This window comes from Halomonas getboli (assembly GCF_023094245.1).
Taxonomy (GTDB): Bacteria; Pseudomonadota; Gammaproteobacteria; order Pseudomonadales; family Halomonadaceae; genus Halomonas; species Halomonas getboli.
The window spans coordinates 267091-289353 of sequence record NZ_JALMEW010000005.1 but is presented as its reverse complement, the minus strand read 5'-3'; the positions used below and the strand labels follow the sequence as shown (position 1 = coordinate 289353).

The window sequence follows — 22263 nt, the reverse complement described above, 5'->3', positions numbered from 1 at the left end:
ATACAGGCCCCATGCGACCTGTCCCGCCGACGAGTCCCTGTCACGCCGACGCTGTCGGGCCTCAGCATGCGGCGACGCCACGGGGCCGTCAACCGACGCTCCACCACCGGACATCGAGAGGTGAAGATGCCAGAGGCCGATGCCCTCGCCCGCCAGACGCCGCTGCGCCACTGGGCCGCCCGGCGCCATGGACTCGACCCGCAGGCCCTGGACCTGCGCCTGGCCGCCGGCGACGCCAGCTTCCGCCGCTACTATCGGCTGACCCTGCCCGACGGCGCCACGCGCATGCTGATGGACGCGCCGCCGGACCGCGAGGACAGCGCCTCCTTCGCGGCCATCGACCGGGCCTGGGAAGCCGCCGGCCTGCCGGTGCCGCACCTGCATGCCGTGGATCTCGAGGCCGGCTTCCTCGAGCTCGACGATCTCGGAGACACCCCGCTGCAGACGCGCTTCGACGGCGAGGACGATCCGGCGACCCTGGCCTGGCACGAGCACGCCCTGGCGCTCGTGCATGAGCTGCAGAACCGTGCCGCGCCGCACGCGCTGCCGGCCTACGACGCCGCCCTGCTCGGCCGCGAGCTCGACCTGTTCCCGGAATGGTGCCTGTCGCGCTGGCTCGACGTCGCCCCGCCGCCCGGCTGGGAGCCCCTGCGCGAGGCACTGATCGAATCCGCCCTCGCCCAGCCCGTGGTCACCGTGCATCGTGACTATGACGCCATGAACCTGATGGTGGTCGACGAGGCGCTCTACCTGATCGACTTTCAGGACGCCGTGGCCGGGCCGCTCAGCTACGACCTGATCTCGCTGCTCCACGGCCGCTACTGCCGCTTCGACGCCGCGCGGCGCGCCGAGTGGATCGAGGCCTTCCGCGTTCGCGCCATCGCCGACGGCCGGCTCGGCGCCGAGGTCGAGCCGGCCGCCTTCCACGACATGGTGGCCGCCATGGCCGCCCAGCGCGCGCTCAAGGTGCTGGGCATCTTCTGCCGGCTGACCCTGCGCGACCAGCGCGACGGCTATCTCGCCCGCCTGCCGCACTTCCTCGCCCATCTCGAGGACGCCCTGGTCGAGCTCGACGACCACGTCGCCTTCAAGGCCTGGCTGGCCGAGACCTTCCGCCCCGCCCTCGCGGCGAAGCTGATCGAGGACGGCATCGTCCGGGAGGGCGCCGCATGAAGGCGATGATCCTGGCCGCCGGGCTCGGCACCCGCATGCGCCCGCTCACCGACCGCTGCCCCAAGCCGCTGCTGCCGGTGGCCGGCAAGCCGCTGATCGTCCACCACCTGGAGCGGCTGGCCGCGGCCGGCATCCGCCAGGTGGTGATCAACGTCAGCTACCGGGCCGAACAGATCATCGAGGCGCTGGGCGACGGCCGCGAGTTCGGCGTCGAGATCGCCTGGAGCTGCGAGGACGCGCCGCTGGAGACCGGCGGCGGCATCCGCCGCGCCCTGCCGCTGCTCGGCGAGGCGCCCTTCTGGCTGGTCAACGGCGACGTCTGGTGCGATATCGCCCCCGACACGCTTGCCCCGCTCGGCGACGACCTGGCGCGTCTGGTACTGGTGGACAACCCCGATCACCATCCCGCTGGCGACTTCCATCTGGACGCCGCCGATCGGGTGCATCCCGAGGGCGAGCCGCGCCTGACCTATGCCGGCCTGGCGCTGCTCGACCCGGCGCTGGTCGCCGGCCACGACGACGGCGCCTTCGCCCTGGCCCCGCTGCTGCGCGAGGCCATGTCGGAAGGCCGGGTCGCCGGCCATCATCATCGCGGCGCCTGGGTCGATGTCGGCACCCCCGCCCGCCTCGAGGCGCTGGACCGCAGGCTGCGCGCCTCGCGCCCCGGCACCCACCCGGGCTGAGCCGGGCGGCGTCAGCTGCTAAGCTGGCGCCACTCCACTCTCTCGCTGCTCCACTCTCTCACTCCATCAAGGAACACCGCACATGAAAGCCAGCGTCAAATGGACCGACGGTCGCCAGTTCGTCGCCGAGGCCGGCAGCGGCCACAGCGTGGTCATCGACGGCCCGCCCGACCACGGCGGCCGCAACACCGGCCCGCGCCCGATGGAAATGCTGCTGATGGGCATGGGCGCCTGCACCTCCTTCGACGTGCTGGAGATTCTCGAGAAGTCCCGCGCCCCGGTCACCGATTGCGTGGCCAGCATCGAGGCCGAGCGCGCCGACGAGGTGCCCAGCGTCTTCACCAAGATCCATATCCACTTCACCGTGAGCGGCCAGGGGCTCAAGGAGAAGCAGGTCAAGCGTGCCGTCGAGCTCTCCGCCGACAAATACTGCAGCGCCTCGATCATGCTGGCCAAGGGCGGCGTGGAGGTCACCCACTCCTTCACCATCGTCGAGGAGTAACCCTCCTCCCGCGGGCGGCCCACGCACCCGACTGCCGGAGACCGCGAAAAAAACCGTGGCGGCGGGTGCGCCGTCACGGTGGGATGTGCATAATACGCGCCTTTCGATCGCCAGGGGTTCCGGCGCCACCCGTCGGGATGACAACATCTGCCACTTTGGGAGGCTCGGACGTGACCGACAATCTCCGACTCCACGGGTTCAACAACCTGACCAGCTCCCTGAGCTTCAACATCTACGACATCTGCTACGCGAAGACCGAGGAGCAGCGCCGGGCCTACATCGACTACATCGATGAGCTCTACAACGCCGAGCGCCTGACGCAGATCCTCAAGGATGTGACCAATATCATCGGCGCCCACGTGCTCAATATCTCCCGCCAGGACTATGAGCCCCACGGCGCCAGCGTGACCATCCTGATCGCCGAGCACGAGCTGGAGGACGCCGCACCCGAACAGATGGAGCCCGGCCCGGGGCCGCTGCCGGAGACCGTGGTGGCGCACCTCGACAAGAGCCATGTCACGGTGCACAGCTACCCCGAGTCGCATCCGGACAACGGCATCAGCACCTTCCGCCTGGACATCGATGTCTCCACCTGCGGCCAGATCAGCCCGCTGAAGGCGCTCAACTACCTGATCCACAGCTTCGATTCCGACATCGTGACCATGGACTACCGAGTCCGCGGCTTCACCCGCGACGTGGACGGCAAGAAGCTGTTCATCGACCACGACATCACCTCGATCCAGGACTACCTGGCCGAGGACACCAAGCGGGCCTACCAGATGGTGGACGTGAACGTGTATCAGGAGAACATGTTCCACACCAAGATGCTGCTCAAGGACTTCGAGCTGGACAACTACCTGTTCGGCACCTCACGGCGCGACATCAGCTTCGAGGAAGCCCGCGACACCGAGAGCCGGCTGCGCAAGGAGATGCTGGAGATCTTCTACTCGCGCAACATGGACTAGCCCGCGCGGCGGAGCCTTAAGCGGTAAGCTTGAAGCCGGAAGAAAACGCGAACCCCACCCTGGCGAGACCGGGTGGGGTTCGCTTTTTGGGGTTTCTTCCAGCTTACGGCTTCAAGCTTCCGGCTTAGAGCCTGTAGACCGACCTGGTCATCACCTTGGACATCAGCGTCATGCCGGCCTTGACCGGGCCCGGAAAGCGGGCGCCGCCGGCGTCAAGCGCCTGCTCGGCGTGGTGGGCCTCATCGATGGCCATCTGGCGCAGCACCGCCCGGGAGCGATGATCGCCGGCCGGCAGCTCGTCCATGTGGGCGTCGAGATGGCGGCCCACCTGTTCCTCGGTGGCCGCCACGAAACCGAGGCTGATGCGATCGCCGATCGCCCCGGCCAGCGCGCCCATGCCGAACGAGGCGGCATAGAACAGCGGGTTGAGGCGACTGGTATGGCCGTCGAGCTCGTCGAGGCGCGACTGGCACCAGGCCAGATGATCGATCTCCTCCTGGGCGGCCTGCTCCATCTGCTCACGGATCTCGGGCAGCTTGGCGGTCAGGCCCTGGCCCTGGTAGAGCGCCTGGGCGCACACCTCGCCGGTATGGTTGATGCGCATCAGGCCCTCGGCGTGGCGGCGTTCTGCCTCGTCCATGGCGTCGTCGCGCACCTCCGGGGTCGCCGGTGACGGGCGCGAGGGCTGGGCGGCGCCCGGCAGCAGGGTGCGCAGCACGGCATCGCCCTGGCGCACCAGCTGATCGGCACGGGAATACTGACGGTTCATGACACCCCCTGAATCGATGATGGCCCATTGTAACCGAGTCGCCCCGGGGCCGGCAGTTCCCGGGACGCGACGACGCCGCCCGCGGGCGGCGTCGTGAGGAACCGTGTCGAGCGGCGAAGCTGCACCTGATGCGTCGAACACCGCAAGCCGCGGCGGATGCCGCGCGCCGACTACCCAGCCGGCCAAGTAAAGCGTCGACCGCCCATCAGGTGCATATGAATATGATAGACGGTCTGGCCGCCCTGTTCATTGCAGTTCATCACCACCCGATAGCCGTCCTCGGCGAAGCCGGCCTCGCGAGCCAGCTTGGCGGCGGTGAACTGCAGCCGCCCGATCAGCGCCAGATCGTCCTCCTCGATGTCGTTCAGGGTCGCGATATGGCGTTTGGGCACGATCAGCTGGTGCGTCGGCGCCTTGGGATCGATGTCGTTGAAGGCCAGCATCTGGTCGTCTTCATAGACGATGTCGGCCGGAATCTCACGGTTGATGATCTTGCAGAACAGGCAGTCCATGGCGGGCTCCTCGGCGGATGACGAACGGCGAATGCCGCATGAGGGAAACGAAGCGAATCAGCGGAAGCGGCGCTGGGCCAGCAGGTGGCGCACCAGCGGTCCCAGGATCAGCTCCATGGCCAGCGGCATGCGCGAGCCCGGCACCACCAGGGTGTGCGGGCGGCTCATGAAGGCATCCTGGATCATCGCCAGCAGATAGGGAAAGTCCACCGTGGCCGGATCGCGGAAGCGGATCACCACGAAGGACTCGGCGTCGGCGGGGATGTCCTGCACCTCGAAGGGGTTCGAGGTATCCACCGTCGGCACCCGCTGGAAGTTGATATGGGTGCGCGAGAACTGCGGCTGGATGTAGCGCACGTAGTCGTCCATGCGCCCCAGGATGGTGTCGATCACCGCCTCCTGGGAGTAGCCGCGATAGCGCATGTCGCGGTCGATCTTCTGGATCCACTCCAGGTTCATGGTCGGCGCCACGCCGACCAGCAGGTCGACGTGGCGGGCGATATCGAGCTCGGGCGTGACCAGGCCGCCGTGCAACCCCTCGTAGAACAGCAGGTCGGTGCCCGAAGACAGCGGCTGCCATTCGGTGAAGGTGCCGACCTGGTAGCCGGCCTCGATCATCGACTTGTCCTCGGCGTGGATATAGTGGCGATAGGTGCCGGTGCCGTGCTCGCCGTACTCCTGGAACAGCCCCTCGAGCTCCTCCAGCAGGTTGGCCTCCACCGCGAAGTGCGACAGCTCGTCCTTGCGCTCGGGCTCCTCGCGGAAGATCCGCGCCAGCTCCTGGCGGGTGTAGCGATGGAAGGCGTCGCCGTCGACGAAGGCGGCATGCACGTCCTCGCGGGCGAACATGCGCTCGAAGGTGCGCTTGACCGTGGTGGTGCCGGCCCCGGAGGAGCCGGTCACGGCAATGATCGGATACTCGCGCGACATCAGCTCGCCCCCGCCAGGCGCTCGCGCACGAGATCGGGCACCGCCACCGGCCGGCCGCTGGCCGGGTCCACCAGCATCAGGTTGACCCGGCCCGTAGCCACGGGCCGGTCGTCCGCGACGCGGCGGAGACGATGATAGACGGCGATCGCGCGGCGCCCCGGCGCCGGGATGGCCACGTCGACCATCAGCGCCTCTGGCCAGCGCGACTCGGCCTGATACTGCACGGCGAGGTCGGCCGCCACGCACGGATAGCCGCCCATGTCGCCCTCGGCGAGCGACACCGACGCCAGGGCATGAACGCGGGCTTCATGCATCAGCGACACCACGGCGTCATGACCGAGGTGCCGACCGTAGTTCATGTCGGTGATGCGCACCGACAGCGGGTGCCGGTGCAGGATGTCCGCTTCGGGGAACTCCAGTTTCACGCGTTCCATGCCGCCTCCTGGTGGTGAAGATGAATCGCCGTGCGCCTGGTTAGCCCTCGCTGCCCTCGCGGGCGATGGCGCGATGGGCGATATCGTGGCGATAGAAGGCATCCGCCCAGCGCACCTCGGCCACGCCTCGATAGGCCAGGTCGCGGGCCGCGGAAACGCCCTCGCCCAGCGCGGTGACGCACAGCACGCGGCCGCCGGACGTCAGCACCTCGTCGCCGTCGCCCTGGGCGGTGCCGGCGTGGAAGACCTTGCTGCCGGTGGCCTCGGCGGCATCGAGCCCCTCGATGGCGTCGCCCTTGCGATAGCTGCCGGGATAGCCGCCGGCGGCCATCACCACGCCGACCGCGGCGCGGGAATCCCACTCGCAGGCGTGGCCGGCGAGCTCGCCCCGGGCGCCGGCCAGGCACAGCTCGGCCAGGTCGGACTGCAGGCGCATCATGATCGGCTGGGTCTCGGGGTCGCCGAAGCGGCAGTTGTACTCGATCACCCGCGGGTTGCCCTCGGGATCGATCATCAGCCCGGCGTACAGGAAGCCGGTGTAGGGATGGCCTTCCTCGGCCATGCCGCGCACCGTGGGGCGAACCACGCGCTCCATCACGCGCTCATGGATCTCGTCGGTGACCACCGGCGCCGGCGAGTAGGCGCCCATGCCGCCGGTGTTGGGGCCCTGGTCGTCGTCGTAGGCGCGCTTGTGGTCCTGGCTGGTGGCCATCGGCAGCACCGTCTCGCCGTCGACCATGACGATGAAGCTGGCCTCCTCGCCCTGCAGGAAGTCCTCGATCACCACCCGGGCGCCGGCGTCGCCGAAGGCGTTGTCCTCGAGCATGTCGTGGACCGCGGCCTCGGCCTCTTCCCGGGTCATGGCCACGATCACGCCCTTGCCGGCGGCCAGGCCGTCGGCCTTGATCACGATCGGCGCGCCCTTCTCGGCGAGGTACTCGAGCGCCGGCTCCACCGCCACGAAGGTGCGGTACTCGGCGGACGGAATGGCGTGGCGGGCCAGGAAGTCCTTGGTGAAGGCCTTGGAGCCCTCGAGCTGGGCGGCACCGGCGGTCGGGCCGAAGATCGCCAGGCCGGCCTCGCGGAAGCGGTCGACCACGCCGGCCACCAGCGGCGCCTCGGGGCCGACGATGGCCAGGTCGATGGCCTGCTCGCGGGCGAAGGCGACCAGCCCGTCCAGGTCCTCGGCGCCGATCGCCACGTTCTCGAGCCCCGGCTCACGGGCGGTACCGGCGTTGCCCGGCGCCACGTAGACGGTCTCGACCTCGGGCGACTGAGCGACCTTCCAGGCCAGGGCATGTTCGCGGCCACCGCCGCCGATGATCAGAACCTTCATCCGCTGCTCTACCTCACTTACAGGGGGATAACACGGGAAAAACGTCGCCGCATTATGTCAGAAAGCGGGCGCCGACGCCGCCTTCAGCTTCGATAGGCCGGCCTATCGAAACTCCACGCGGGGCGCCGGGGACAGGTCAGAGAGGGGGTTTTTGCCATGGGTGGGGCGAGTCTCGCCGAACGGGCTGGCCATGGATGGCCAGCACCGGTCCTGCAAGCGAAGCAGGATGCGAGAGCGCCGCAGGGCAAAAGTACACCCAGGGAAGGGGGCACAGCGCCCCTCGGCGACCTGTCGCCGGATCAGCCCCGAGAGCATCGGTACGCCATCAGGATTCGTCGTCGTCCTTGCGGCCCTTGCCGCCGAGATTCTGCTGCCAGAAGCGCATGTTCTCCTCGGCCAGCTCCCGCATCAGCTCCATCGGCGTGTGGCGCATGGCCTGCTGCCACTGGTCCTGCAGGTGCTTCTGCTGCTCCATCATCAGCTGCGTGCCCTGCTCCAGGTAGCGCGCCAGCGGCAGCGGCTGGGCCATGTTGTAGACGCGGATGAACTGGGCCAGCAGGTCGTTGGAGAACACCTGGGCGTCGCCATCGGCCTGCTCCTGCTCGATGATGATGGTCAGCAGGATGGTGCGGGTCAGGTCCTCACCGCTCTTGGCATCCTCGACCCGAAAGGGAACCTCGTCGAGGATCAGCTTGCGCAGGTCCTCGAGGGTCACGTAGCGGCTCTGTTCGGTATCATAGAGCCGGCGGTTGGCATACTTGCGAATCACGCGCACGGCGCTCTCCTTGTTCGAATCGGGTGGGCGAATGCCTCCTTATGCAGGTATTGTGCACCGCCCACCCCTTCATGCAAGGCATACCGGCACCACGAGGCCCCATGAACCTGATCCTGCTCTCGCCCGACGACATCGAGAACGACCGCCTGGCCCGGGTGCGCGACCCGCGTCGGCTCGCCCATCTGCGCGAGGTCCACCGGGCCCGCGAAGGCGACGCCATGACGCTGGGCATCGAGGGCGGCGCCCTGGGGCGCGGCGAGCTCTTGACCCTGAGTGACGCGGAGGCGGTGTTCGACGTCTCCGGCCTCGACCAGGCCCCACCGGCGCCGCTGCCGGTGCATCTGGTGCTGGCCCTGCCGCGGCCGCGAATGCTGGCGCGCACCCTGGAGCACGTCACCGCGCTGGGCGTGAAGACGCTGACGCTGCTGAACACCAGGCGGGTGGAGAAGAGCTACTGGCAGTCCCCGGAGCTGTCCGAGGACAAGATCCGCCGCCACCTGGAGCTGGGCCTGGAGCAGGCCCGCGATACCCGCCTGCCGAGGGTGACCCTGGCCAAGGGCTTCCGCCCCTTCGTCGAGGACGAGCTGCCGGGGCTGCTGGCCGGGCGTCGCGGGCTGCTGGCCCATCCCGGCATGGCGGACGCCTGCCCCCGCGGCGTCGACGAGGACACGCTGCTGATCGTGGGCCCCGAGGGCGGCTTCATTCCCTGGGAGGTGGAGAAGCTCGTTGAAGCCGGCTGCCACGGCATCCACATGGGCCCGCGCATCCTGCGCGTGGAGACCGCGGTCACCGCCCTGCTGGCGCGGCTATTCTGACGCCGCGTCGTCCTTCGACTCGACATCCGCCTGCGGCAATGCCTCGCCGCCGTCGTCATCGCCGGAGGCCTCCTCCTCCGGCCGATGGGGCACCAGAGGCGCATCGCCACCGCAGCCGGGCTCGGTCAGATGGGTGCTGGCCACGTCAAGGCGCCCCAGGTGGCCGATGGTGCTGCGCCCCAGCAGCATCGGGTAATCCATCTCCGAGCGGTCGCGCAGGCTGAACTCCTCCTCATAGCGCACGCCGTCGACGCAGACGTTCAGCATCACCACCGGCCGCTCGTCGGTGCCGCCAGCACCGCGTACCGTCATCTCGCGAACCCGGGGGCGCTCGAGGGTCATGGCGAAGGTCTCGCCCTTGTTGCCGTCGTCGAGCTGCACGCGGAAGCGCACCCAGGACTCGCCGTCGCGGTCGAAGGTTTCGATGTCCCGCGCGTCCAGCGACGAGGTCAGCGCCCCGCTGTCCAGCTTGGCCTCGAAGGGCAGGTTCCAGGGCATCAGGGTCACCGACTCGATCCAGCCCACGGTGCGGTCCGGCGCCTCGGCCAGGGCCAGTGCCGACCACAGCGCCGCCGCCAGACACCACGCCGTGCGCCTCATGAGCCCATCTCCCGCAGCCGTTCCAGCAGCCCCAGGGTGGCGAAGCCATCCGGCGTCACCCCGATCTCGCGCTGGAAGGCCCGCAGGCCGCGCCGGGTGTTAGGCCCGAGGATGCCGTCGGCCTCGCCGACTTCATGGCCGCGGGCATTGAGCCGGCGCTGCAGTTCCAGCACCTGGGTGCGCTTGAGCGCCGGTTCATCGCGGGGCCAGTCGCCCTGGATCCCTGGGCGCCCGGCGATGGCATCGCCCAGCGTGGCCACCGCCAGCGCATAGCTGGTGGCGTTGTTGTAGCGGCGAATAACGCGGAAATTGTGGCCGACCAGGAAGGCCGGCCCGCGCGCCCCGGCCGGGGCGATCAGCGCGGCCTCGCCCAGTGCCGGCAGCGACTCGCCGACGCGCGGCCGCACGCCCGCTACGGCCCAGTCGTCGGCGCTGCGACGCGTGGTATCGCCCGTCAGCGAGTAGTCGAAGCCGGCCGGCAGCAGCACCTCGGTGCCCCAGGGCTCGTCGGCCCGCCAGCCGGCCTCGGCGAGGTAGGCGGCGATCGAGCTCAGGGCATCGGGCACGCTGCCCCAGATATCGCGGCGGCCGTTGCCGTCGCCGTCCACCGCGTGGGCCAGATAGCTCGACGGCAGGAACTGCGGATGGCCCATGGCACCGGCCCAGGAGCCGACCATGCGCTCGGCGGGCACGTCACCGGCCTCGAGGATGTGCAACGCCGCCAGCAGCTCGCCGCGGGCGAAGTCACGGCGGCGACCGTCATAGGCCAGGGTCGCCAGGGCATCGAGGGTCGAGACCTCGCCCTGGTAGCCGCCGTAGCTGCTCTCGACGCCCCAGATTGCCATCAGCACCTCGGCCGGCACCCCGAAGCGCGCCTCGGCGAGACGCGCCGCCTGGCGATGGGCGTCGAGCCGGTCGCGGCCGGTGCTCACCCGAGTCGGCGAGACGGCGGCGTCGAGATATTCCCAGATCGGGCGCACGAATTCCGGCTGGCGCCGATCCAGCTCGATGACCCGCGGCAGGTAGCGCAGCGCATCGATGCGCGTCAGGGCGGATTCGCTCAGCCCCTCGTCGCGGGCCATACGCTTGAAGTCTCGCCGCCAGCCGGCGAAATCCTGCTCGGCGGCGGGGTCGCGATCCGCCGCGACGTCGGTCGCCGCCGGGGCCGATGAGGAAGGCGCAGCCTCGGCGCGCGGCGTGGCGAGGCCCTGACAGCCGGCCAGGCCGGCGCACAGCAGCACGAGGAGCAGTAACGGAGGCAGCATCGACGACGTTCCTTGGCGAAAACGGCCCCCGATGATCGCGCAGAACGTCCGCTCAGGCCAGTGTCAGCAGGCGAGCGATCAGCCCCACATGGCAGACCGCCACCGCCAGCGTCAGTCGGGTGCGCAGGCGCTGGTAGCTCGCGGGAAGCCCCTCGGCGCCGGGCCCGGCCTCGTAGAGGCGCAGGGCGACGAAGCCAGCCAGCAGCGTCGCGGCTCCCGCCGCCGGTCCGAGCAGCAGTGCCGGCCAGGCGACCAGGCTCGGCAGCACGCCCACGATCAGCCGGCGCCCCCCGGGATCGGCGCCGGCCAGCGCCAGCCCCCAGTGCACCCCGCCGAGAAAGGACAGGATCACTGCGCCGTAGCCGAGAAAGGCGTAGATGGCGACGAACCGCCAGGCCGACGGCGCCAGCCAGGCCGCGGTCAGGGCGAGAAGGAACGGCAGCAGGCCGGCCAATCCCAGCCGATGGGCATGGCGGTCGAGGTCAAGGGCGTACGGCGTCATGGGGCATCACCCTCCGATTCCGTCATGCAGAGCGGCACCGCGAAGGCGTCGGGGTCATGTCGCCAGGGGCGATGCCTCGGCCCCCCGCCCGGCAGCTCACCGATCTCGGGGCACCAGCGGGCCACGTAGTCGCCTTCGGGGTCGTAGCGCTCGGCCTGATCCAGCACGTCGAAGCGATGCGCCCTGGCATGGCGACCGCGACCGGCGATGTAGCCCCAGTTACCCCAATTGCTGGCAACATCATGATCGATCAGGCAGCGCTCGAACCAGGCCGCTCCCAGGCGCCAGTCGACGCCCAGCTCGTGAACGAGATAGCTGGCCACGTTCTGGCGGGCACGGTTGGACAGCCAGCCGGTCTCGGCAAGCTCGCGCATCCCGGCGTCGACGAACGGCAGTCCGGTCTCACCGCGACACCAGGCGGCGAAGTCCTCTCCCCCGTCGGGCGCCATGGCGCCACCATAGAGCCGTCGGCCGTCCTGGCGGGCCGCCCAGTGGAAGTACTCCCGCCACAGCAGCTCGAAGCGCAGCCAGCGGCTCGAGGCATTGGCGCCGCGCTCCGCCTCCCAGGCGTCCAGGGCGTCGTTGACCTGGGCGGCCGACAGGCAGCCCAGCGCCAGCCAGGGCGACAGCCGGCTGGAGAAATCGGCGCCGATCAGCCCGTTGCGGGTCTCGGCGTAGTCCGCTACCGCGCCGCTGCCCCACAGGTAATCGTCCAGCCGGGCGAGGCCGGCACTCTCGCCGCCGGCGAAGCGAAAGCCACCGAGCGACGAGGTCTGCCACCTCGCCGCCCGCGGGTCGACGCGACTCAGCGGCGGCAAGCCGCGCGAGGCACCGCGTGGCCAGGGCGGCAGCGTCACCGGCGTCGCGGCGGCCCGCCGGCAAGCCGCCTGCTCGACCCGGCGCCGGAAGCCCGAGAAACCGGGCGGCAGCGATTCGACGGCCAGCGGCAGGCTCGCTTCGGTGAACAGCATCCCGCCCTCGAGGCAGTCGAGCTCACATCCCTCGGCGAGGCACGGCGCAAGCCTCTCGACGGCGCGGGTCTCTTCCCAGCCGGGATCGCGCCGCACCCGCACCCGCCGAACGTCGAGCTCGGCGGCCAGCTCGGCCACCTCGTCGACCGGGTCGCCGAGGCGCACCAGCAGATCGCTGCCCCGGGCCAGCAGGCGTCCACGCAGCTCGATCAGGCTCTGCCACAGGAAGCCGAGGCGGGCCGAGCCGATGCGCCGCGCCTTCATCCAGCGTTCATCCAGCACGTAGACGCAGGCCAACTGTTCGCCAAGGGGCCCTGCGAACAGCGGATTGTCGGCCAGCCGCAGGTCCTGGCGCAGCCAGACGAGATCGGTAGTCATGGCGCCCTCCTCGTGCCCCGTGTCAGACGCCGCGCCTCGCGTCGGCAGCGTTCGCTGCAGTAACGAACCTCTTCCCAGCAGCGCGCCCACTTGCGGCGCCAGCGAAATGGACGCTCGCAGCGCTGGCATATCCTGGTGGGCAGATCGGTCTTGCGACGCATGGCGGACCCATGAACATGGACATACAAAATAAATGGTACAACTTGTGTACATGATATGACGTTCTGCCCGAGACGCAAGAAGACTCTCGATGCGCCGGCAGGAGGACGCAGGCCAGCGTCCATTACGGTAGAGTAGGGTCAGGACTGACGACATCGGGCCCGACTCGCCCAGGGACGGATGCGACGCCCTGCCTCTTGCGTGCGGCCGCGCCCTCGGCATGATGACGCCCCCGACTCAATGCAACCGTGCAGGATGACCGATCGATGACCTTGCTGTGGATAGCACTGCTACCCCTTCTCGGCGTGCTGGTGCCGGCGTTCGGCGCCGGGCTGAGGCGCCGCGAATGCTCCCTGGCCACCGCCGCCCTGCCCGCCCTGGCGCTACTGCTGATGCTGGCGGAAATCCCCGCCCTGCTCGATGGCGAGACGCTGCGCTTCGCCGTCGACTGGATACCGAGCCTGGGCCTGGAGCTGGCCTTCCGGCTGGATGGCCTCTCGGTGCTGTTCAACCTGCTGATCCTGGGCATCGGCCTGCTGATCGTGCTCTACGCCCACTATTATCTGGCGCCGGAAGAACCCTACGGTCGCTTCTACGCCTACCTGATCCTGTTCATGGCTTCCATGGTCGGCATCGTGATGGCCGACAACCTGCTGCTGCTGTGGCTGTTCTGGGAGCTCACCAGTCTCTCGTCCTTTCTGCTGATCGGCTTCTGGTCACACCGCAGCGATGCCCGCAAGGGCGCGCGCATGGCGCTGGCGGTGACCGGCGCCGGCGGCCTGGCGCTGCTGGCCGGCTTCCTGCTGATCGGCGACATCGTCGGCAGCTACGACATGGACACCGTGCTGGCCAGCGGCGAGACCATCCTCGCCGACCCGCGCTATCCGCTGACCCTGGCCCTGGTACTGCTCGGTGCCTTCGCCAAATCGGCCCAGTTTCCGTTCCAGTTCTGGCTGCCCCACGCCATGGCTGCGCCGACGCCGGTCTCGGCCTATCTGCACTCGGCAACCATGGTCAAGGCCGGCATCTTCCTGATGGCGCGCCTGCACCCGGCGCTGGCCGGCAGCGAGCTGTGGACCCTGACGGTCTCGCTGATCGGCATGACCACCATGGTCTACGGCGCCTGGTTCGCGCTGATGAAGACCGACCTCAAGGGCATCCTGGCGTTCTCCACGGTCAGCCACCTGGGTCTGATCACGGTGCTGCTGGGCATCGGCAGCCCGATGGCAGTGCTGGCGGCGCTGTTCCACATCATCAACCACGCCACCTTCAAGGCGGCGCTGTTCATGGGCTCGGGCATCATCGACCACGAAGCCGGCACCCGCGAGCTGTCGCGCCTCGGCGGGCTGCGCCGCGCCATGCCGTTGACCGCCGTGCTGACCACCATCGCCGGGGCGGCCATGGCCGGGGTGCCGCTGTTCAACGGCTTCCTGTCCAAGGAAATGCTGTTCGCCGAGACCCTGCACACGCCGATCCTCGGCGGCCTGAGCTGGCTGATGCCGGTGCTGGCGACCGCCGGTGGCGTGCTCTCGGTGGCCTATTCGCTGCGCCTGGTGCATGCGGTGTTCTTCAAGGCGCCGAAGCAGGCGCCGCCCAAGACGCCCCATGAGCCGCCGCGGCTGATGAGCGCGCCGATGGCGCTGCTGGCGGCGCTGTGCGTGCTGGTCGGCCTGTTCCCCTCGGCCCTGGCCGGCGGCCTGCTCGATCTGGCCACTCGCGCGGTGCTGCTCGCCCCGCTGGAGTTCCATCTGGCGATCTGGCACGGCGTCAACCTGCCGCTGGCGATGAGCGCCGTGGCGCTGGTCGCCGGGGTAACGCTATACGCGCTGCACGCCCACCTGCGCCGCTTCCTGCGCGGCTTCAAACCGGTAGATGCACGCCTGATCTTCGAGGCCAGCATGCAGCGCCTGGCGCTGCGCGCCGAGCGCCTGCTCGGGCGCCTCGACAACGCCTCGCTGCAGCGCTATGTGGGGCTGCTGCTGCTGGCCTCGCTGGCGTTCGTCGCCCTCGGTCTCGGGCGGATGCCGAGCCTGGCCGGCGATGTGCCCCAGCAGCCGGTGGACGGCGTGCTGCTGACCGGCGCGGCGCTGCTGATCTTCAGCGGCCTGGCCACCGTGGTCACCCACCGCTATCGCCTGATCTCGCTGCTGATGCTGTCGATGGTGGGCCTGCTGGTGTCGCTGACCTTCGCCCGCTTCTCCGCTCCCGACCTGGCCCTGACCCAGCTCTCGGTGGAGGTGGTGACCATCATCCTGCTGATGCTGGCACTGTTCTTCCTGCCCCAGAAGACGCCGCGGGAATCCTCGCTGCCGCGCAGCCTGCGCGACGCGGCCCTGGCCGGCGCCCTGGGCATGGCCATCGCCAGCCTCAACTACGCGGTGCTGACCCGCGACAACGCCAGCATCTCGGACTTCTTCCTCGACAACAGCGTCTCCGGCGGCGGCGGCCACAACGTGGTCAACGTCATCCTGGTCGACTTCCGCGGCTTCGATACCCTGGGCGAGATCACCGTGCTGGCCATCGCCGGCCTGGCGATCTTCAAGCTGCTCAACCGCCTGCGCCTGTTCATGCCGCACAGCGACACCGAGGGCCGGCTGTGGTGCCCAGATCGCTATCCGATGATCCTGACCACCATCTCCCAGGCGCTGCTGCCGCTGGCGCTGCTGGTGTCCGCCTTCATCTTCCTGCGCGGCCACAACCTGCCGGGCGGCGGCTTCATCGCCGGGCTGATCACCGCCGTGGCGCTGATCCTGCTGCTGATCGCCCGCGGCGTGGAGTGGGCCCAGGCGCGCCTCGATTTCCCCTACCAGCCGGTGGCCATCACCGGGGTGGGGCTGGCGACCCTGACCGGTCTCGGCAGCTGGCTGTTCGGCCATCCCTTCCTGACCTCGTCCTTCGGCCACTTCCATCTGCCGCTGATCGGCGACTTCGAGCTGGCCACGGCGATGATCTTCGACCTCGGCGTCTACCTGGCCGTGGTCGGCGCGACGCTGATGATCCTGGCCAACCTCGGCAAGGTCACCACACCGCATCGCCCGGTGAAGGACGATGCGCCCTCCACCACCTCCAGCGGCAAGGAGAAACGCTGATGGAAAGCCTCTACGCCATCACCACCGGCGTGCTCAGCGCCTGTGGCCTCTATCTGATCCTGCGGGGACGGACCTTCCCCGTGGTGGTGGGACTGACCCTGCTGTCCTATGCGGTCAACCTGTTCCTGTTCTCGATGGGCGGGCTGACCACCGACGGCGCCACGATCATCGACGGCAAGACGACCTACGCCGATCCGCTGCCCCAGGCGCTGGTGCTGACCGCCATCGTCATCGGCTTCGCCATGACCGCCTTCGCGGTGATCCTGGCGATGCGCGCCCGGGGCGACATGGGCAACGACCACGTCGACGGCGGCCGCGGTCGCGACGAGCGAGAGGAGAACCGTCGATGAGCCCTCACCTGATCGTGCTGCCCGTCGTCCTGCCGCTGATCGCCGGCGTGCTGCTGCTGCGCACGCGCCACGGCAGCCCGCGTACCAAGCGCTGGCTCGGCGTCGGCGCCACCCTGGCGCTGGTGGTCGTGTCCGCGCTGCTGGTCGATCGCGCCTCGAGCGGCGAGATCGCCTATTACGCCCTGGGCGACTGGCAGCCGCCATTCGGCATCGTGCTGGTGCTCGACCGCCTCTCGGCGCTGATGGTGCTGCTGACCTCGGTGCTGGCGCTGGGCTGCGTGATCTTCGCCTGCGGCGGCGACGACGAGCAGGGCAGCAACTTCCACGGCCTCTTCCAGCTGCAGCTGATGGGGATCAACGGCGCCTTCCTGACCGGCGACCTGTTCAACCTGTTCGTGTTCTTCGAGGTGCTGCTGCTGGCCTCCTACGCGCTGCTGCTTCACGGCGGCGGCAAGTCGCGCACCCAGGCGGCGGTGCACTACGTGGTGCTCAACCTGGCCGGCTCGTCGCTGTTCCTGATCGCCGTGGGCACCCTCTACGGCGCCACCGGCACCCTGAACATGGCCGACATGGCGGCGCGCATCGCCGAACTGCCCGCCGAACGCTCGGGCCTGGTGACCGCCGGCGCCCTGCTGCTGCTGGTGGTGTTCGGGCTCAAGGCCGCCATCCTGCCGCTGTACTTCTGGCTGCCGCGGGCCTATGCGGCGGCTCCGGCCCCGGTGGCGGCGCTGTTCGCCATCATGACCAAGGTCGGCATCTACGCCATCCTGAGGGTCTATTCGCTGGTGTTCGGCGAACAGGCCGGCAGCCTGGCCGCCCTGCAGCAGCCCTGGGTGTGGTGGCTGTCGCTGGCGACCCTGGCCGTGGCCACCCTCGGCGTGCTGGCCGCCCGCGACCTGCGCCTGCTGGTGGCCTACCTGGTGCTGGTCTCGGTGGGCACACTGCTGGCCGGCCTCGGCATGGGATCGGTCGAGGCCACCGGCTCGCTGCTCTACTACCTGGTGCACAGCACCCTGGTCACCGGCGGGCTGTTCCTGCTCGCCGAGATGATCGGCCTACAGCGCGGCAAGGCCGGCACCCGCATCGTCCGCGGCCGGCCGCTGACCCAGGGCGGGGCCCTGTCGATGCTGTTCATGGCCGGCGCCGTGGCCGTGGCCGGCCTGCCGCCGCTGTCCGGCGCCATCGGCAAGGCACTGCTGCTCGACGCCGCCAGCGCCGAGCAGCAGCCGTGGCTGTGGCCGCTGCTGCTGGCGAGCGGCCTGGGCGCCATCATCGCCCTGTCACGGGCCGGCTCGACGCTGTTCTGGCGCAGCCAGAAGGGCGAGAGTGACGGCGAGCCGCTGCCCCGTCAGCAGTGGGTCGGCGTGACCCTGCTGCTGGCCACCTCGCCGCTGCTGGTGGCACTGGCCGGCCCGGTCAGCGACTACACCCGTGCCGCCGCCGAGCAGCTGGCCAACCCCGATGCCATGGTTCGCACCCTGCTGTCCGACGCTGGAGACGCCTCATGATCCGTCCTCGTTCCTGGCTGCCGATCCCGATGCTGTCGCTGCTGCTGCTGGTGGTGTGGTTGCTGCTGGTACGCAGCCTGGCCTTCGGCCAGATCCTGCTGGGCGGCGCCCTGGCCATCGCCATCCCGCTGCTGACCCATCGCTTCTGGGACGTCCAGCCGCGGGTCAAGCGCCCCGGCCTGCTGCTGCGCTACATCCTGCGCGTGCTGGGTGACATCGTGGTCGCCAACTTCCAGGTCGCCTGGCTGATCCTCAATCCCTGGCGGCGGTCGCGGCCCCACTTCGTGGAATACCCGCTGATGCTGGAGGAGCGCTTCACCATCACCCTGCTGGCCAGCACCATCAGCCTGACCCCGGGCACGGTATCGGCCAACGTGCGCATGGACGGCAAGACGCTGCTGATCCACGCCCTGGATGCCGAAGACGACGAGGCGCTGATCGAACAGATCCGCGAACGCTACGAGCGCCCGCTCAAGGAGATCTACGAATGCTAGACATCGCGCTGAAGATCAGCCTGACGCTGGTGATGCTGGCCCTGCTGCTCAACGCCTTTCGCCTGACGGTAGGCCCCAGCCTGCCCGACCGTATCCTGGCGCTGGACACCATGTACGTGAACTCCATCGCCCTGATCGTGCTGCTCGGCCTGTGGCTCGGCACCAAGACCTACTTCGAGGCGGCGGTGCTGATCGCCATGCTCGGTTTCATCGGCACCGTGGCGGTCTGCAAGTATCTGCTGCGCGGCGACATCATCGAATAGGAGGCGACCGGCATGACGCTATACGTGATTCTCGAGGCGATCATCTCGCTGCTGCTGATCGCCGGCGGGACCTTTGCCTTCATCGGCTCGCTGGGCATGGCGCACCTGCGCGACTTCTACATGCGCCTGCACGGGCCGACCAAGGCCACCACCCTGGGCATCGGCTGCATCCTGATCGCCTCGATGGGCTATTTCGGCATCCTCAACGGTCAGCCGGTGGTGCAGGACATGCTGATCACCCTGTTCCTGTTCATTACCGCCCCGGTGAGCGCTCACCTGCTGGCCAAGACCGGCCTGCACCTGCAGCTGCGCTACGTCGACAAGACCCGCGGACACCCGGTGGAACTGCAGGACGAGGAGGTCGGCCAGACCCCGATGTCCCCGGGCGGGCCCGCCGACCGCGACCCCGTCACCCTCGACAAGCGCCCGAGCGACCGCTGACGGCCGACGTGCCTCGCGGCAAAACGCAGCAGGCGGCCCCTCCTGGGGCCGCCTGTTCTTTTGCTCATCCTATTCTGCCGGCACGAGGCTAGAGCCAGCCCGAGAGCTCCTGGAGGGCGATCGCCTCCAGCGCGGTGACGTGATCCTCGCGGTCGTTCAGGCAGGGCACGTAGGTAAAGGTCTCGCCACCGGCCTCGAGGAAGGCGTCGCGGATCTCCTGCTGGATCTCCTCCAGAGTCTCCACGCAGTCGGCGGAGAAGGCCGGCGAGATTACCGCGATGTGCCTGCGCCCCTCGCGAGCCAGCTCGGCGACCCGCTCGACGGTGGCCGGCCCGACCCACTCCTCGGGCCCGAACTTGGACTGAAAGGTGGTCTCGATCGCCTCATCCGGCATCTCCAACCGTTCCTGGAGCAGCCGAGTGGTCTGGCGACAGTGACAGTAGTAGGGATCGCCTTGGTCGAGATAGCGCTTGGGCACGCCGTGGTAGGAGGCCACCAGCACCTCCGGGGCCGTCTCGGCGGCGTCATAGGCCTCGCGCACCGAGGCGGACAGCGCCTCGAGATAGGACGGGTGCCGGTAATAGGCGGGCACGGTGCGGATCGCCGGCTGCCATTTGAGGCGCATCAGCGTGCGGAAGGCCTGGTCGTTGGCGGTGGCGGTGGTCGGCGAGCCGTACTGCGGGTAGAGCGGGAAGAACAGGATGCGCTCGCAGCCGCGGGCCTGCAGCCGGCGCAGCACGCTGTCGGTGGAGGGGTTGCCATAGCGCATGCAGAAATCCACCTCGACCCGGTCGCCGTAGGCCGCCTCGAGGCGCTCGGCCAGCCGGGCGGTCTGCTGCCGGGTGATGGTCAGCAGCGGGCTCTCGTCCAGCTCCTCGTTCCAGATGCTGCGATAGGCCTCGCCGGAGACGAACGGCCGCCGGGCCAGGATCACCAGCTGCAGCAGCGGCTGCCACAGCCAGCGCGGATGATCGACGACCCGGCGGTCGGACAGGAACTCGCTGAGGTAGCGACGCATCGACCGGTAGTCGGTGGCATCCGGCGTGCCGAGGTTGACCAGCACCACCCCGACCTTGGCGCGAGGCAGCGAGGGATGGTCGGCGGGCGCGTGCCGCAGCCGCCCTTCTCCCGGTGAGTCCTGCTCGGCATCGGATGAGTGCTCGAAGGCTGCCATGGCGCGCGTTCCCCGTGATCGACATGAGACGAAACTGATGGGACCTAGCCTACCACCGCGGGCGATCGGGCGAAATGTCGTTATACTATCAACGACATTTGTATAACTTATGGTGAACTATGCCTCGTCCTCTGATCCTGGTGCTCGGCGATCAGCTCAGCCACGACCTGCCGAGCCTGCGCGAGACGCCGCCGGGGGCCATCGTCGCCATGTGCGAGGTCGCCGAGGAAGGCCGTTACGTGCCCCATCATCCGCAGAAGATCGCGCTGGTGCTGTCCGCCATGCGCCACTTCGCGGCCGAGCTGCGCGACCGCGGCCATGACGTGCACTACAGCGCCCTGGACGCCCCGGACAACGCCCATACGCTGCTCGACGAGGCCGAGCGCCTGGCGCGGCTGTACGGCTGTGACGCGATCCACGTCGTGCGCCCCGGCGAGTGGCGACTGTGGCAGGCCATGCGCGAACGCGAGGACGCCGCCCTGCCCTGGCGCCTGATGGAGGACGATCGCTTCTACGCCACGCCGGACGACTTCGCCGCCTGGGAGCAGGGACGCAAGTCGCCGCGCCTGGAATACTTCTACCGCGAGATGCGCCGGCGCACCGGCCTGCTGATGGACGGCGACCAGCCCGCCGGCGGGCGCTGGAACTACGATCACGACAACCGCGAGCCGCTGCCCGAACGCCTCGAGGTGCCTGTCCCGCCTCGCCATCGCCGAAGTGACGTCACCCGCGAGGTCATGGCGCTGGTGGAGGAGCACTTCGGCGATCACTTCGGCGACCTCGCGGGCTTCCACTGGCCGGTGACGAGGCGCCAGGCGCTGGCCGATCTGCGCCACTTCCTCGCCGAACTGCTGCCCGACTTCGGCCGCTGGCAGGACGCCATCAGCGACGACGCCCCCTTCCTGTTCCACTCGCGGCTGTCGGCGGCGCTGAACCTCGGCCTGCTCTCGCCCCGGGAGGTGTGCGAGGGCGCCGAGCGTGAGTTTCGCGAGGGACGCGCGCCGCTCAACTCGGCGGAGGGCTTCATTCGCCAGATACTGGGCTGGCGCGAATACGTGCGCGGCCTCTACTGGACGCGCATGCCCGACTACAAGCGTGCCAATGCCCTGGCCGCGAATCGCGGCCTGCCGGCCTTCTACTGGAGCGGCGACACCGAGCTGCGCTGCCTCAAGCGCGCCATCGAGATGACCCGCGACAACGCCTACGCCCATCACATCCAGCGGCTGATGGTCACCGGCAACTTCGCGCTGCTGTGCGACGTGGCGCCGTCGGCGCTGTGCGACTGGTATCTGGCGGTCTACGCCGACGCCTGCGAGTGGGTCGAGCTGCCCAATACCCTGGGCATGGTGCTGCACGGCGACGGCGGCCTGATGGGCTCCAAGCCTTACTGCGCCTCGGGCAAGTACATCGATCGCATGTCGGACCATTGTCGGCACTGCCGCTTCGACCCCAGGCGGGTCGTCGGCGAGAACGCCTGCCCGCTCAACAGCCTCTACTGGCGCTTCCTCGAGACCCACCGCGAGGCGCTGTCGGGCAATCACCGCATGAAGCTGATCTACGGCTCGCTGGATCGCATGTCCGACGACAGGCGTGCGGCGATGCGCGACCAGGCCGAGGCCTTCCTCGCCGGGCTCGAGACCGAGCCGGCCTATGGCCAGGGAGAGCACCTGGCCGGCTATCGCGACGCGGCCGACACCAAATCCCTAAACGATCGGGAGCCCTGCTGATGGCCCACGCACCGCAGCCCATCTCGCCCCGTCATGCCACCGCGCCGGTGACGCTCTTCCACGACGGCCACTGCCCCTTCTGCCAGCGCGAGATCGCCTGGCTCGAGCGGCATCCACACCGCGATCGGATTCGGCTGGTCGACATTCAGACGACCGACGTCGCCGCCGACTGGGGCCGCTCGTTCGACAGCATGATGGGGCGCCTGCATCTGCGCGACGCCGAGGGCCGCTGGTTCGTGGGCATGGACGCCAGCCGTGCGCTCTACGCGGTGCTGGGCCATCGACGCCTGGTGGCGATCTCGATGCTGCCGGGGCTCGCCTGGGGCGTCGATCGCGGCTACGCGCTCTTCGCCCGCTATCGGGTCGGGCTGGGCGAGCGATGGCAGGCCTGGCGGAGACGCTCGCGTGCCAGCAGACGCTAGCCGATTCAGAAAACAGGCCGGGAAAT

25 protein-coding genes are annotated in these 22263 nt (G+C 69.2%); 13 read left to right on the top strand and 12 right to left on the bottom strand.

The genetic code is table 11. The features are described 5' to 3' along the window. Positions 1-126 precede the first annotated feature (126 nt). The 4 genes from MYL53_RS12575 to speD all read left to right on the top strand — a co-directional run bounded on the left by MYL53_RS12575 (position 127) and on the right by speD (position 3323). Positions 127-1173 (top strand): aminoglycoside phosphotransferase family protein, encoded by a 1047-nt coding sequence (locus tag MYL53_RS12575; protein WP_247854293.1) that lies wholly within the window; start codon positions 127-129, stop codon positions 1171-1173. Then, complete coding sequence (gene murU, locus MYL53_RS12570) at positions 1170-1856, top strand: N-acetylmuramate alpha-1-phosphate uridylyltransferase MurU (protein ID WP_247854292.1); 687 nt, start codon at positions 1170-1172, stop codon at positions 1854-1856. The genes MYL53_RS12575 and murU overlap by 4 nt, the downstream gene beginning before the upstream one ends. 82 nt (positions 1857-1938) lie before the next feature. Beyond that, complete coding sequence (locus MYL53_RS12565; RefSeq protein WP_247854291.1) at positions 1939-2358, top strand: OsmC family protein; 420 nt, start codon at positions 1939-1941, stop codon at positions 2356-2358. A 170-nt stretch (positions 2359-2528) separates the two neighbouring features. Continuing rightward, positions 2529-3323, top strand: a complete 795-nt coding sequence (gene speD / locus MYL53_RS12560) for an adenosylmethionine decarboxylase (RefSeq protein ID WP_247854290.1) — start codon at positions 2529-2531, stop codon at positions 3321-3323. Between the two features lie 124 nt (positions 3324-3447). Here the strand turns inward: speD and coq7 are convergent, their stop codons facing one another. From coq7 to phaR, 6 genes are all read right to left on the bottom strand, one after another. Further along, positions 3448-4092, bottom strand: coding sequence for a 2-polyprenyl-3-methyl-6-methoxy-1,4-benzoquinone monooxygenase (coq7, locus tag MYL53_RS12555; protein ID WP_247854289.1), 645 nt, complete (start codon positions 4090-4092; stop codon positions 3448-3450). 170 nt (positions 4093-4262) lie between these two features. After that, on the bottom strand, positions 4263-4604 hold the full coding sequence (locus tag MYL53_RS12550; protein ID WP_247854288.1) for a histidine triad nucleotide-binding protein: 342 nt from the start codon (positions 4602-4604) through the stop codon (positions 4263-4265). 57 nt (positions 4605-4661) lie between these two features. After that, entirely contained in the window at positions 4662-5534 is an 873-nt protein-coding gene (locus MYL53_RS12545; protein WP_247854287.1) for a phosphoribulokinase, read from the bottom strand. Beyond that, on the bottom strand, positions 5534-5968 hold the full coding sequence (locus MYL53_RS12540) for an acyl-CoA thioesterase (RefSeq protein ID WP_247854286.1): 435 nt from the start codon (positions 5966-5968) through the stop codon (positions 5534-5536). The genes MYL53_RS12545 and MYL53_RS12540 overlap by 1 nt, the downstream gene beginning before the upstream one ends. A gap of 40 nt (positions 5969-6008) precedes the next feature. Further along, positions 6009-7304, bottom strand: a complete 1296-nt coding sequence (purD, locus tag MYL53_RS12535; RefSeq protein ID WP_247854285.1) for a phosphoribosylamine--glycine ligase — start codon at positions 7302-7304, stop codon at positions 6009-6011. Between the two features lie 325 nt (positions 7305-7629). Next, positions 7630-8079: a polyhydroxyalkanoate synthesis repressor PhaR gene (phaR, locus tag MYL53_RS12530; RefSeq protein ID WP_035596615.1), complete on the bottom strand. Its 450-nt coding sequence runs from the start codon at positions 8077-8079 to the stop codon at positions 7630-7632. Positions 8080-8180: 101 nt separating this feature from the next. Between phaR and MYL53_RS12525 the strand changes: the two genes are divergently transcribed. Beyond that, complete coding sequence (locus MYL53_RS12525) at positions 8181-8894, top strand: 16S rRNA (uracil(1498)-N(3))-methyltransferase (protein ID WP_247854284.1); 714 nt, start codon at positions 8181-8183, stop codon at positions 8892-8894. Here the strand turns inward: MYL53_RS12525 and rloA3 are convergent. From rloA3 to MYL53_RS12500, 5 genes are read right to left on the bottom strand one after another with little or no spacing between them, the layout of a single operon-like run. Beyond that, the gene (gene rloA3 / locus MYL53_RS12520; protein ID WP_247854283.1) at positions 8886-9494 is read right to left on the bottom strand and encodes a retropepsin-like aspartic peptidase RloA3; all 609 of its coding nucleotides are present in this window, start codon (positions 9492-9494) and stop codon (positions 8886-8888) included. The genes MYL53_RS12525 and rloA3 overlap by 9 nt on opposite strands. Further along, entirely contained in the window at positions 9491-10759 is a 1269-nt protein-coding gene (locus MYL53_RS12515; RefSeq protein ID WP_247854282.1) for a lytic murein transglycosylase, read from the bottom strand. The genes rloA3 and MYL53_RS12515 overlap by 4 nt, the downstream gene beginning before the upstream one ends. 52 nt (positions 10760-10811) lie before the next feature. After that, complete coding sequence (locus MYL53_RS12510) at positions 10812-11261, bottom strand: DUF3429 domain-containing protein (RefSeq protein WP_247854281.1); 450 nt, start codon at positions 11259-11261, stop codon at positions 10812-10814. Continuing rightward, on the bottom strand, positions 11258-12610 hold the full coding sequence (locus tag MYL53_RS12505; protein ID WP_247854280.1) for a DASH family cryptochrome: 1353 nt from the start codon (positions 12608-12610) through the stop codon (positions 11258-11260). Before MYL53_RS12505 ends, MYL53_RS12510 begins: the two co-directional genes overlap by 4 nt. Beyond that, positions 12607-12771: a DUF2256 domain-containing protein gene (locus MYL53_RS12500; protein WP_247854279.1), complete on the bottom strand. Its 165-nt coding sequence runs from the start codon at positions 12769-12771 to the stop codon at positions 12607-12609. Before MYL53_RS12500 ends, MYL53_RS12505 begins: the two co-directional genes overlap by 4 nt. 264 nt (positions 12772-13035) lie before the next feature. On the opposite strand from MYL53_RS12500, the gene MYL53_RS12495 reads away from it, so the two are divergent. Genes MYL53_RS12495 through MYL53_RS12470 form a run of 6 tightly spaced genes read left to right on the top strand, consistent with a single transcriptional unit; the run spans position 13036 to position 18914 of the window. Beyond that, positions 13036-15858 carry a monovalent cation/H+ antiporter subunit A gene (locus tag MYL53_RS12495; protein WP_247854278.1) on the top strand — a complete coding sequence of 941 codons (2823 nt, stop codon included), beginning with the start codon at positions 13036-13038 and terminating at the stop codon, positions 15856-15858. Beyond that, on the top strand, positions 15858-16208 hold the full coding sequence (locus tag MYL53_RS12490) for a Na+/H+ antiporter subunit C (RefSeq protein WP_247854277.1): 351 nt from the start codon (positions 15858-15860) through the stop codon (positions 16206-16208). The genes MYL53_RS12495 and MYL53_RS12490 overlap by 1 nt, the downstream gene beginning before the upstream one ends. Continuing rightward, entirely contained in the window at positions 16205-17716 is a 1512-nt protein-coding gene (locus tag MYL53_RS12485; protein ID WP_247854276.1) for a monovalent cation/H+ antiporter subunit D, read from the top strand. The genes MYL53_RS12490 and MYL53_RS12485 overlap by 4 nt, the downstream gene beginning before the upstream one ends. Then, positions 17713-18210 (top strand): Na+/H+ antiporter subunit E, encoded by a 498-nt coding sequence (locus tag MYL53_RS12480; protein WP_247854275.1) that lies wholly within the window; start codon positions 17713-17715, stop codon positions 18208-18210. The genes MYL53_RS12485 and MYL53_RS12480 overlap by 4 nt, the downstream gene beginning before the upstream one ends. After that, complete coding sequence (locus MYL53_RS12475) at positions 18204-18473, top strand: K+/H+ antiporter subunit F (RefSeq protein WP_247854274.1); 270 nt, start codon at positions 18204-18206, stop codon at positions 18471-18473. The genes MYL53_RS12480 and MYL53_RS12475 overlap by 7 nt, the downstream gene beginning before the upstream one ends. 12 nt (positions 18474-18485) lie before the next feature. Beyond that, positions 18486-18914, top strand: a complete 429-nt coding sequence (locus tag MYL53_RS12470) for a Na+/H+ antiporter subunit G (protein ID WP_247854273.1) — start codon at positions 18486-18488, stop codon at positions 18912-18914. Positions 18915-19002: 88 nt separating this feature from the next. Here MYL53_RS12470 and hemH read toward each other — a convergent pair whose 3' ends face one another. Beyond that, entirely contained in the window at positions 19003-20088 is a 1086-nt protein-coding gene (hemH, locus tag MYL53_RS12465; RefSeq protein WP_247854272.1) for a ferrochelatase, read from the bottom strand. A gap of 119 nt (positions 20089-20207) precedes the next feature. Here hemH and MYL53_RS12460 point away from each other — a divergent pair, with 119 nt between their 5' ends. Beyond that, on the top strand, positions 20208-21815 hold the full coding sequence (locus tag MYL53_RS12460; protein ID WP_247854271.1) for a cryptochrome/photolyase family protein: 1608 nt from the start codon (positions 20208-20210) through the stop codon (positions 21813-21815). Then, positions 21815-22237 carry a thiol-disulfide oxidoreductase DCC family protein gene (locus MYL53_RS12455; protein WP_247854270.1) on the top strand — a complete coding sequence of 141 codons (423 nt, stop codon included), beginning with the start codon at positions 21815-21817 and terminating at the stop codon, positions 22235-22237. Before MYL53_RS12460 ends, MYL53_RS12455 begins: the two co-directional genes overlap by 1 nt. The last annotated feature ends 26 nt before the right edge of the window (positions 22238-22263 follow it).